The sequence below is a fragment of the Halodurantibacterium flavum genome, assembly GCF_042681825.1.
GTDB lineage: Bacteria > Pseudomonadota > Alphaproteobacteria > Rhodobacterales > Rhodobacteraceae > Halodurantibacterium > Halodurantibacterium flavum.
In genome coordinates this window covers 11,000-22,203 of sequence record NZ_JBHUGH010000013.1, presented here as the reverse complement: position 1 = coordinate 22,203, position 11,204 = coordinate 11,000, and the positions used below count along the sequence as shown (strand labels likewise).

At 70.2% G+C, this 11,204-nt stretch carries 13 protein-coding genes; all 13 read left to right on the top strand.

Translation table 11 applies throughout. The features are described from left to right. The first annotated feature begins 136 nt into the window (after positions 1-136). The 13 genes from ACFSGJ_RS16450 to ACFSGJ_RS16390 are packed head-to-tail and all read left to right on the top strand — an operon-like array spanning position 137 to position 11,126. Positions 137-535, top strand: coding sequence for a head decoration protein (locus ACFSGJ_RS16450; protein WP_390264287.1), 399 nt, complete (start codon positions 137-139; stop codon positions 533-535). Between the two features lie 25 nt (positions 536-560). After that, positions 561-1,583 (top strand): major capsid protein, encoded by a 1,023-nt coding sequence (locus ACFSGJ_RS16445; protein ID WP_390264284.1) that lies wholly within the window; start codon positions 561-563, stop codon positions 1,581-1,583. Between the two features lie 4 nt (positions 1,584-1,587). Further along, positions 1,588-1,911: a head-tail joining protein gene (locus ACFSGJ_RS16440; protein ID WP_390264281.1), complete on the top strand. Its 324-nt coding sequence runs from the start codon at positions 1,588-1,590 to the stop codon at positions 1,909-1,911. Then, a complete protein-coding gene (locus ACFSGJ_RS16435; protein WP_390264278.1) occupies positions 1,911-2,330 on the top strand; it encodes a hypothetical protein in 420 nt (139 codons plus the stop codon). Before ACFSGJ_RS16440 ends, ACFSGJ_RS16435 begins: the two co-directional genes overlap by 1 nt. 14 nt (positions 2,331-2,344) lie before the next feature. Then, on the top strand, positions 2,345-2,773 hold the full coding sequence (locus ACFSGJ_RS16430; protein WP_390264275.1) for a phage tail tube protein: 429 nt from the start codon (positions 2,345-2,347) through the stop codon (positions 2,771-2,773). Positions 2,774-2,775: 2 nt separating this feature from the next. Next, a complete protein-coding gene (locus tag ACFSGJ_RS16425; RefSeq protein WP_390264272.1) occupies positions 2,776-3,135 on the top strand; it encodes a hypothetical protein in 360 nt (119 codons plus the stop codon). 26 nt (positions 3,136-3,161) lie between these two features. Then, positions 3,162-3,446, top strand: a complete 285-nt coding sequence (locus tag ACFSGJ_RS16420) for a hypothetical protein (RefSeq protein ID WP_390264269.1) — start codon at positions 3,162-3,164, stop codon at positions 3,444-3,446. After that, positions 3,428-5,467, top strand: coding sequence for a tape measure protein (locus tag ACFSGJ_RS16415; RefSeq protein WP_390264266.1), 2,040 nt, complete (start codon positions 3,428-3,430; stop codon positions 5,465-5,467). Before ACFSGJ_RS16420 ends, ACFSGJ_RS16415 begins: the two co-directional genes overlap by 19 nt. Beyond that, on the top strand, positions 5,464-6,573 hold the full coding sequence (locus ACFSGJ_RS16410; RefSeq protein ID WP_390264263.1) for a phage head spike fiber domain-containing protein: 1,110 nt from the start codon (positions 5,464-5,466) through the stop codon (positions 6,571-6,573). The genes ACFSGJ_RS16415 and ACFSGJ_RS16410 overlap by 4 nt, the downstream gene beginning before the upstream one ends. Before the next feature lie 8 nt (positions 6,574-6,581). Beyond that, a complete protein-coding gene (locus ACFSGJ_RS16405) occupies positions 6,582-7,130 on the top strand; it encodes a hypothetical protein (RefSeq protein WP_390264260.1) in 549 nt (182 codons plus the stop codon). Next, positions 7,127-7,525 (top strand): DUF6950 family protein, encoded by a 399-nt coding sequence (locus ACFSGJ_RS16400; protein WP_390264258.1) that lies wholly within the window; start codon positions 7,127-7,129, stop codon positions 7,523-7,525. Before ACFSGJ_RS16405 ends, ACFSGJ_RS16400 begins: the two co-directional genes overlap by 4 nt. After that, positions 7,525-10,068, top strand: a complete 2,544-nt coding sequence (locus ACFSGJ_RS16395) for a phage tail protein (protein WP_390264255.1) — start codon at positions 7,525-7,527, stop codon at positions 10,066-10,068. Before ACFSGJ_RS16400 ends, ACFSGJ_RS16395 begins: the two co-directional genes overlap by 1 nt. Continuing rightward, the gene (locus ACFSGJ_RS16390; protein WP_390264252.1) at positions 10,068-11,126 is read left to right on the top strand and encodes a pyocin knob domain-containing protein; all 1,059 of its coding nucleotides are present in this window, start codon (positions 10,068-10,070) and stop codon (positions 11,124-11,126) included. Before ACFSGJ_RS16395 ends, ACFSGJ_RS16390 begins: the two co-directional genes overlap by 1 nt. The last annotated feature ends 78 nt before the right edge of the window (positions 11,127-11,204 follow it).

Here is an 11,204-nt window from a genome sequence, read left to right as displayed (position 1 = left end):
TCTCGCCGCGGGTAACGCAGCCCTGACCTCGCCGCGGTAACGCGGCCCTGATCTCGCCTGCCCCGGTTCCGGGGCGGTCACCCCCTCCACAGCGACGGGCGCCGTGGAGTTCCCCTGCCATTGAAAGGATGAAGCGATGGCCCCTCTCGTGAAGGCGCCCACCGAGGGCGATCTCCTGAAGTATGACCTGGAGAAGAACTACACCCGGGAAGCGGTCACGCTTCTCGCCGGCACCGACTATCCGCTCGGCGCAATCCTCGGGCTGATCACCTCCGGTGCCAATGCCGGCAAGTACCGCCTGTCGCGCAACGCCGCCGGCAGCCCCGATATCGGCGACCAGGTCGCGGCCGCCGTGCTCATCGAGCATGTCGATGCCAGCGACGGCGACCGCAGCGCGGTCGTGATCCGCCGCGGGCCCGCCATCCTGTCCTCGGCGGAGATCGTCTTCGACCCGAGCGTCGACGACACGGCCAAGCGCACCGCCAAGCTCGCGCAGCTCACCGCCCTCGGCATCGTCGTCCGCGACGCGGCCTGAGCCCCTTTTTCCAGGAGATCCGAACATGTCGATCACGCGCAACCCGTTCGACGCGGGGGGCTATTCCCTCGCGGAGATGACGCAGGCCATCAACATCCTGCCGAACCTCTATACCCGCCTCGGCCAGATGGGCCTCTTCCAGTTCGAGGGCGTCACGCAGCGCAGCGTGATCATCGAGCAATACGAGGGCATCCTGTCGCTCCTGCCGACCCGCCCCTGGGGCGCGCCGGCCACGGTCGGCCGCCGCGAGGGCCGCTCGATGCGCTCCTTCGCCCTGCCGCATATCCCGCATGACGACGTGATCACCGTCGCCGATGTGCAGGGCCAGCCGGCGCTCGGCGCCGTGGCGCAGGCCGATCCGCTGGCGGAGGTCATGGCGCGCAAGCTCGCGCTCATGCGCCGCAAGCATGCCGCCACCCGCGAATACATGGAGATGAACGCGCTCCGCGGCATCGTGAAGGACGGGGCAGGGGTCACGCTCTACAACTACTTCACCGAGTTCTCGCTCGAGCAGCTCTCGGTGGATTTCCTGCTGGGAACCGCCGGGACCAATGTCCAGGCCAAGTGCCGCGAGGTGTCGCGCCATATCGAGGAGGAGCTCAAGGGCGAATCCATGTCCGGCATCCATGTGCTGGTCAGCCCGGAATTCTTCGACAAGCTGATCGGGCATCCGAAGGTCGAGGAGGCCTACAAGTATTACACCGCCAGCGGCGCCCAGCCCCTGCGCGAGGATGTCCGCCGCCGCTTCCCCTTCGGAGGCCTCGTCTTCGAGGAATATATCGGCTCGGTCACCCTTGCGACCGGCGCCTCCGAACGGCTCGTGCCCGCCCAGGAAGGCACCGCCTTCCCGCTCGGGACCATGGACACGTTCCGGACCTATGGCGCGCCGGCCGATCTGCTGGAGGCCGCGAACACGATCGGCCAGCCGATCTATGCGCGCCAGCTCCTCGATCCCAAGGGGCGCTGGATCGACCTCATGACCGAGGCGAACATCCTGCCCGTGAACAAGCGGCCGCGCCTCGTGGTGCGGGTGCACAGCTCGAACTGACGCCATGCCCCCGTTCGACGGCATGGCCGGGCTGCTCACGGAGATCTTCGGGGCGCCGGTGCTCTTCCGCCCGGCGCTCGAAGAACCGCGGACCGTGGCTTCGGTCTTCCGCGAGACGCCGATCGAGGTGACCGACAGCGACGGGCGGGCGGTGCTGATCGTGGCGCCCACCTGGCGCGTGCGCCGGGACCTGGTGCCGGAGGTCGCGCGCGGCGACCGGATCGAGCCGGGCAATGGCAAGGTCTACGAGATCGTCAATGCCCAGCCCGGCGGCTCGCCCGCCGGCGATGCCTTCTGGCTCTGCGAGCTGGAAGAGGAGCGCGCCTGATGCATCCCCGGCGCGAGATCCGCACCCGGGCGCGGGACGCGCTCCGGGAGGCGCCGCGCTTCCGGCGCTTCACGTTCCTGAATGCCTGGGCGCAGAACATCGACGCCCGGTCCCTGCCGGCGATCGCGGTCGCGACGCCGGTCGAACGCAGCCGCCTCGTCTCCCATGGCACGGTCGAGCGGGTCACGACGCTGGTCGTGGTCGTCAAGCGCCTCGGCCAGGACGGGCTGGAAGACGAACTCGACGAGGACGAGGCCGCGATCGGCGATGCGCTGACCGGGGCGCTCCTGACGGTGTTGCGGCTGATCGAGCTGCGCGAGGTGCAGGTCAGCGTCAACGGCGAGGGCGCGCAGCGCGTGGGCACGCTGCAACTGACATTCGAGCTGACCTGGCACTGGTCGGCCCCCCTTCCTTCCTGACAGAGGAGATCGAGATGAGTTTCACGGGCGTGGGCCTGGGCTACGGGGCCCGGATCCGGATCGGGCGGGGCGCGACCCCTGCCTGGACCACATTGATCGGGCCGGGGGATTTCGAGCTGCCGGCGGGCGAGGTCGACGAGATCGAGGCCACCAGCCATGACAGCCCGAACCGGACGAAGGAGTTCATCCCCGGGCTGACCGACAACGGCACCATGACCGTGCCGGTCGATTACATCCCCGGCAACGACCAGGACGTGCTGCTGCGCGAGCTGCGGCGCACGGGCGAGCTGATCCAGCTCGAGATCACGCCGGCCGGAGGCACGCCCGAGCTCTGGGCCGCCTGGGTCAAGTCCTATGGCCGCAGCGCGCCGGTGAACGGCAAGGCGACCGCGACCATCGGCTTCCGGATCAACGGCGAGATCATCGCCGAAGGGGGCAACTGATCATGGCCGCCATCAGGGGAGAGATCCGCGTGCCGTGCAACGGGCGGATCTGGGTGATCTGCCTCGACTTCAACGCGCTCTGCGCCTTCGAGGAGGTGACGGGCCGTCCCGCGCTCGAGGTGCTGGCCGCCGTCGAGGAGGGGGCGGTGGTCCGCATGAACGACCTGCGGCAGATGATCCATTGCGCGCTCCTGCGCCATCAGCCCGGGGCCACGCTCCTGGATGCCGGCGATGTGCTGCAGGCCGCGCCCGAGGCGCTGGCCGAGGCGATGGCGGCCGCAGCCCCGCCCGCCCCGGATGTGCCCCCGCCGGACGGGGAGGGTCCCGCAAAAAAGACCCGGGCGCGGGCCCGGCGCGCCTAGACTTCGCGGGGCTGCTCGCGGCCCATGTGGAACACGGCTTCGATCCGGACGCCTTCTGGCGGCTCACGCCGCGGCTCTACGTGATCCAGATGCAGGGCGCGCTGGCCCGCATCCGCGGTGAAGCCCGGGCCCGGATCGAGGCGGCCTGGCTGACCGCCATGCTGTCCCGCGCGACCAGGATACCGCCCCTCGAACAGCTCCTGCGCGGCCCCGAAGGGCGACCCGCGCCGGAAGAACTGCGCGCCGAGATGCGCGCCCTCAGCAACAGCTTGCCGAAGAGGACCTGGAAGGAATGGCGGAGTCGTATGTAGGCCAGATGCGCGCGCAGCTCCGGCTGGACTCGACCCAGTTCACGGGCGGGTTGCGCGCGACCCAGGCGCAGACCGCCGGGTTCGTGCGGCAGATGCGCGGGCTCGCGACCCAGCTGGCCGGCGCCTTCGGCCTCGCCTTCGGCGGCCGTGCGGTCATGGGCATGGCGGACAGCTGGTCGGACATGCAGGCGCGCGTGGGCCTGGCCGTGGGCGAGATGGACCGGGCGCCCGCCGTCATGGCCCGCATCGCCGACATGGCGCGCCGCACCTACAGCGATCTCGGCCAGACGGCGGAGAGTTTCCTCGCCAACGCGACCTCGCTCCGGGAGCTCGGCTATTCGACCCGGCAGCAGCTCGACTATACCGAGGCGCTCAACAACGCGCTCGTGGTCAGCGGCGCCCGCGGCCAGCGCGCGGAAAGCGTGACGAATGCGCTTTCCAAGGCCATGGCGCTCGGCAAGCTCTCCGGGGACAATCTCAACACGGTGATCGCGAACGGGGGCCGGCTCAGCGAGTTGCTGGCCGCGCATCTGGGTGTCACGACCAACGAATTGCGGCGCCTGGGCAGCGAGGGGAAGATCACCAGCCAGGTGATCTACGACGCGCTCTCGGGCAGCCTCGAACAGCTCCGCGAGGAGGCGGCCTCCATGCCGGCGACGATCGGCGATGCGGTCGTGCTGATCCGGAACTCGATGACGATCCTCGTCGGGACCTTCGACCAGGCGGTACAGGGATCGGCGACGCTCGCGGAGGGGCTGATCCTGCTGGCCGACAATCTCGGGCGGATCGTCTCTTACGTCGTGCCGCTGGCGGCGTTCATGGCCGGCCGCTGGGTAGCCGCCTTTGTTGCAGCGCGCGCGGCTGCCGCCGGCCTGACGGTCGGCATGTATCTTTTGCGCGCCGCGATCATCAGCACCGGCATCGGCCTGCTGGTCGTGGCCGCGGGCGAGCTGATCTACCAGTTCAGCCGGCTGGTTCATGCCGCAGGCGGGTTCGGCGAGGCGATGGAGCTTCTGGGCGATGTTGCGCGGGAGGTCTGGGACCGCATGGTTCTGCGGGGAAAGGCGCTCGTCGCCTCTCTCGATGCGGCATGGCAGACGCTCAAGGCGAACTTTGTCAGCGCGCTTTCGGTCATGGCAGAGCGATGGGCCGACTTCACGGCCCGGATCGCCCCGGCCCTGCGGTTCATCCCGGGCATGCAGGCCGCATATCAAGGACTGATGGCCAGCAGCCGCGAAGCCAGCGGCTTCGCGGATACCGAGCGGGAACTGCGCGGACTTGCCCTCGCATCCGAAGCCGCTGCCGACGCGCTGAACCGCGCAGCGGCACGCCCGATGGAGAGCATCGCGGCGCTGCGCGAGGTGCTGGCCAGGGCCCGGGAGGAGGTCGAGGACGGCAGCGATGCGGCCAACCGGCTCAACGATGCGCTGGCCGCCCTCGGCGATGGCAGCGGCGGGGGATCGGCCGCGACCGCAAGGGACGGTGTCGACCAGCTGAAGGACTCGGTCACGGGTCTCGGCGAGCGGATGGAGGCGGTCAGGAACAGCATGCAGAACGCCTTCGTGAACCTCGTGACCGGCGCCAACACCCTGCGCGACGTGATCGGCAACCTCCTGAACGATTTTGCACGGATGCTGGCCAACCAGGCCTTCATGTCGCTCTGGGGTGCGGCCTTCGGCACCGCGCTCGCCCCCGCCACCAGCCCCCGGCCGATGCCGCGCCCCTCCTTCGCCGCCGGCACCAGCTTCGCCCCCGGCGGATGGGCGCGCGTCAACGAGCAGGGCGGCGAGATCATGCACCTGCCGCGCGGCACCACCGTCATCCCGCACGATCTCTCGAAGCGGATGATCGACCGCGGACCGGCGGGCAGCATCAGCCCGGTCGTCAATATCGACGCCCGCGGCGCGCAGGTCGGGGTCGCGGAACAGATCGACGCCGTGCTGCAGCGCCGGATGCCCGATATCAGCCGCAGCGTCCGTGCCGATGTCCTCATGGCCCAGCGGCGGGGCCGGCCCGCATGATCCCCACGATACCGCTGCCGGACACGGCCCGGATCACCCGCCGGCTGATGACCGCGACCGCCGTCTCCGTCTCGCCCTTCACGGGCCAGGCGCAGGTGCAGGACTGGGGCGGCGAATGGTGGGAATACGAGGTGGAGATGTCGCCCGTGCAGGGCCGCGCCGCGCGCCGCCTCTCGGCCTTCTTCGATCAGCTGGGCGGGCCGCGGGGACGGTTCCTGCTGCCCGACCGCACCCGCCGCCGGATCGGCAGCGTGGGCGAGCCGGTGGCGATGGCGGGCGCTGCCCGCAGCAACATGCTCCAGACCCAGGGCTGGGCCCTCGCCGAAGACCGGCGCAACCTGCTGGACATGTCCGGCGATGCGCAGGCCAGCGCCTGGGCCAAGTCGCGCGTGACGGTGGAGGCGGTGCAGGACGGGTATTTCCTGCGCGAGACGGACAGCACCGGCCAGCACTCGATCAACACCTCCCTCGATGTCGTCGAGGGGCAGGCCATCACCTTCTCTGCCATTGTCGCCCCTCAGGGTCGCGACGTGGAACTTTACAGCAACATGTCGGGGACGACGACTGTCCGCGTGACATTCAGCCTGCCCGGCGGCGCGGCGGTGATCAATTCGGGGCAGGCCTCCGTTGTCGCCACAGGCGCGGAGCCGCTTGGCCAAGGCAGGCTGCGCGTCTGGTGGACCGCCATATCGGCAACGGACGGGTCCGCGAACTTCCAGATCCGCCTGAAGCAGCCCGGGAATGGCAGCCCGAGTTACGAGGGCGACCCGTCGGCCGGCATCCGTTTCCACGGCGCCCAGGTCGAGACGGGCCAGCTTACGGCCTACCAGCCCGTCCCGGGCGTGGTGATGCAGGCGGGCGACCTGATCCAGCTCGGCACCGATGCCGACACGCGCCTCTACCGGGTCACGGAAGATGTGACCCCGGCGCCGGACGGCACGGCCGAAGTCAGGGTCGTTCCGCGCCTGCGTGGCGAGCCCGTGTTCGGTGCGCCGCTCGAGGTGCATGCGCCGATGGTGCTCCTGCGCCTGAGCTCGCCGGTGCCGAGCGATATCGACACGGCCCATACCTATCGTTTCAGCTTCACCGCGCGCGAGGCGATATGAGCCGGGACATGACGCCGGCCGTGGTCGAGGCGATGGCCGCGCCCGAGGTCTTTCCGTTCCTCCTTTTCGAGGGGCAGTTCCTCTCGGGCTGGGTGCGGCTCTGGTCCGGGATCGGGCTCCTGCAATGGGGCGGGCGGCAATGGCAGGGCGCGGGCACGCTGATCGGGCTCGGATCGGTCTCCGAGACCACCGATGTCGTGGCCGAGGGCACCAGCGTCACGCTCTCGGGCGTGCCGCTCGACCTGGTGCAGATCGGGATCGCCGAGGTGCGGCAGGGCCTGCCGGGGCGCATCTGGCTCGGCTTCCTGGACGGGGCGGGACAGATCGTGCCCGATCCGGTGCTGGTCTTCTCCGGGCGCTGCGACGTGCCCGAGATCGCGGACGACGCGGAGACCTGCCGCATCACGGTCAGCTACGAGAGCCGCCTCGTCGATCTGCAGACGCCGCGGGAATGGCGCTACACGCATGAGGCCCAGCAGGTCCTGGCGCCCGGCGATCTGGGCCTCGCGCATGTCGCGGCCATCCAGGAGCGGGAGATCAAATGGGGGCGGGGATGAGGCGCGAGGGCTGGGAGATCAGGCTGGCCGAGGCGCTGACTGCCGCGGCGCATCGCCCGTTCCGCTGGGGGGTGCATGACTGCGCCACCTGGGCGTTCGACCTGCGCGCAGGCCTGCGCGGCGAGGCCTCGCCCGCCGATGCCTGGCGCGGGCGGTACAAGACGCCGATCGGCGCGGTCCGGGTGATGAAGCGCCTCGGCTGGCCCAGCCTGCCGGCCGCCGGCATCGCGCTGCTGGGGCAGCCCCTGCCGCATGTCCTGCTGGCGCAGCGCGGCGACATCGTCTTCTCGGCCGAGGCCTTCGGGATCTGCGAGGGCGCGCAGGTGGCCTTCGTCGCGCCCGACGGGCTGCGGCGCCTGCGCCTGCGCGATTGCGCCATGGCCTGGAGGGTCTGATGCCGCCGGTCGTGGCCGGCGCTGTCGCGCTTGGGGGTGCGGCACTCGCGGCGGGCGGGCTTGGTGCGGCACTCGCTGCCACGGGTCTGACCGGCTTCGCGGCGCAGTTCGGCGCCTCGATGCTCGTCTCGACGGCGGCCTCGGCGCTGATGAATCCCAATATCCCGATGCGGGACCGCACCGTCACGGTCCGCGCCCCGGTCGAGCCGCGCCGGATCATCTATGGCCGGGCCCGGGTGGGCGGCACGATCGTCTTTGTCCATTCGACCGGCTCGGGCAACAAGCAGCTCCATCTCGTGATCGCGCTGGCGGGGCACCGGGTGAAGACCATCGGCGCGGTCTATTTCGACGGGCAGCTGGCGATCAATGCCGCCGGCATCCCCCAGGGCCGATGGGCAAACCGCGTTGGCTTCGACAGCCGCCGGGGCGCTGGCGACCAGACCGCTTTCGCGGGCCTCGTCGCGGCCGCGCCGGCGCTCTGGACCCCGGATCACCGGCTCTCGGGCATCGCCTGCATCTACCTGCGGCTCAGCCACAGCAACAGCGCCTTCCCGAACGGCATCCCCTCCATCACCCTCGATATCGAGGGCAAGGACGACATCCTCGATCCCCGCATCGGGCAGCGCGTCTACAGCGAGAACGCAGCACTCTGCCTTGCGGATTACCTCTCGCTCGAGCGCTATTCGATCGGTGCCGCGATCGGTGCACCCGACGGAACCGATGAGGACGCGCTGATCGAGGCGGCCAATATCTGCGACGAGGCGGTCCCGCTGGCCGAGGGAGGCAGCGAGCCGCGCTATACCTGCAACGGGGTGATCGGGCTCGACGCCGCCCCGAAGACGGTGATCGAGGGGATGCTCTCGGCCATGGCCGGCACGCTCGCCTGGCCGGGGGGCGTGTTCCGGATCCATGCCGGCGCCTGGCGCGCGCCGACCGTGGAGCTGGGACCCGGCGATATCCGCGAGGGCGGGATCGCGGTCCAGACCCGGATCAGCCGGCGCGAGAACTTCAACGCGGTGCGCGGCCAGTTCGTGAGCCCCGAGAACGACTGGCAGCCGGACGATTTTCCGGCCTATGCCAGCGAGGTCTATCTCGCCGAGGATGGCGAGCGGGTCTGGAAGGACATCGTGCTGCCCTTCACGATCTCCGCCTCGATGGCGCAGCGGCTCGCGAAGATCACGCTGGAACGGGCCCGCCGCCAGCAGTCGGTCCGGCTCCCGGGCAAGATCAGCGCCTGTCGCGCGACCGTGGGCGGGACCGTGGCGCTCACATATCCGCGCTGGGGCTATGCGGCCAAGCCCTTCGAGGTGCGGGGCCTCACCCTCGATGCCCAGGCCGGCGGCGTGCTGCCGGAGCTCGCGCTGCGCGAGACGAGCCCGCTCGTCTATGACTGGACGGCGAGCGAGGAGCAGATCTATGCGGCGGCCCCGCGCACGACCCTGCCTTCGGCCTTCGATGTGGATCGCCCCGGCACGCCCGCCATCACGGAAGAGCTCTATGTCACCCGCGACGGCACCGGCGTGAAGGCGCTGGCCCGCGTGACCTGGGAGCCGTCCCCGACCGTGGCCGTGGCGCGCTACGAGGTGCAGGCGCGCCGGGTCGAGACACCGGACGGCACCCCCACGGGCGACGACTGGCTCACCTATGCCTCGACCGAGCAGACGCTGGCCGAGATCCATGACATCGAGCCGGGCCGCTGGGAGATCCGCGTGAAGGCCGTCACCACGCTCGGCGTCTCGTCGGACTGGGCGCAGGCCGCGCGCACGATCCTCGGGCTGACCGCGCCGCCGGCGCAGCTGCAGGGGCTGAACATCCAGGTGGGCGGCAATATCGCCGTGCTGCGCTGGCAGTCGGCCGCCGATCTCGATGTGCGGGTGGGCGGGCGCATCCTGATCCGCCACAGCGCCTCGGAGACGCCCAGCTGGTCGAACAGCGTCTCGGTGGCCGAGGTGGCCGGATCCGACGGTTCCGCCGTGGTGACGCTGATCCCCGGCACCTACCTGCTGCGCGCCCGCGACAACAGCGGCAATCTCGGCCCCGCCGCGATGATCCGCACCGAGGCGGCGCAGGTCCTCGACTATGTGCCAGCAGGCATCCTGCAGGAGGACCCGTCCTTCGGCGGCGCGCGGGACGGGGTCGAGCTGGTGGACAACACGCTGCGCCTGACGGGGGCGCCGTCGGAGGGCCTCTATGCCTTCGCCGCGGCGATGGACCTCGGTTCCGTGCGCAATCTCCGGCTCCGCAGCCATGTCACCGTGGCGGGCCTCGCGCTCGGCCTCACGGTCGATGACCGGGGCGACCCGATCGACAGCTGGCCGGATTTCGACGGGACGGACGATGCGGAGATCGATGTGCGCGTCGAGGCGCAGATCACCCGCGACGATCCGGCCGGCCCGGATCCCGGCTGGTCGGACTGGTTCCGCCTGCAATCGACCGAGGTGGCCGCACGCGGCATCCGCGCCCGCGCCCGCCTCGTCTCGGCCTCGGAGGATTTCAACGTGATCGTCTCGCAACTGCGGGTCCATGCAGATGAGGTGGCCTGATGGCGCAAACCCCCTCCTTCACCGTCGAGAACGCCGCAGGCGCGATCGTCCGCGGCGTCATCAACCAGGTGGTTGCATCGCTGGTCTCGCTCAACAGCGGCACCGGCGCGCCGCCCGATACCGTCCCCTTCATGTTCTGGCTCTATACCGGCGCCGAGATCCCGATGCTGATGATGCGCAATGCCGCCGACAACGGCTGGATCCCGCTGGCCGAGATCGAAGGTGGCGAGCTGCGCTGGATCGGCGCGCTGACCGACGATCCGGCGCAGGCGCGGGCGCTCCTGCAGGTGGCCCGCCAGCAGGCGACCACCATGGACACGACGACAGGCCGCGGCCTCCTGGTCGGGGCCTTCGGTCTCGGGGCCACCAGCACGCCCTACGAGGTCACGGATTTCAACGCAGCGATCCGCGGGGGGTTCTTCGGGGCGGCAGCGGGCGCGGCCAATGGCCCTGCGCCCACAGGCGTCTATGCCGGTTTTGCCTCGTTCCGGAACGGCGGCGCCGGCGGAACGCAGGTCGTGACCAACATCAACACCGGCGAGATCTGGCATCGCGCCCGGGCCAATGAGGTCTGGGGCGCATGGCAGCGCTTCCTCCGCGAGGGCTATGCCGAGCCGCTCCTTGGCGAATGGTCGCATTCAGGCAACGTCAACCAGATCGACTTCACGGGGCTCGCCGGCTGGTCCGATATCCGCGTGGTGTTCGATTTCGTCGTCAACAACGACGCGACCGCGGTTCGTGTGAGCTACAACAACGGCGCCTCCTGGCAGAACACAGGGTATGGCGGCGGCGTGACCGATGGCGTCTCGGCGACGGGATCGGGCGATGTCATGCGCCTGAACCGGGGCGGCGCGTCCGGCATCCTGGCGGGCGAGATCCTGCTCAGGAACATGAGCACGCCCGGCCGGACGGTCATGCTGTCACAGGCGACCACCGGGTCCTCCCGCGTTCCGGTCGCAGCCTACCATGCGCCTGATGGCGTCGTGAACGCGATCCAGATCATGAACAGCACCTTCAGCGCAGGCAGCGTGCGCGTCTACGGTGTCCGCCGCGCCTGACCCCGCACCACCCCGAACCTCCTTCTCACAGCCCCGCCACGCGCGGGGCTTTTTGCATGGCCACCGTTTACAGGGACA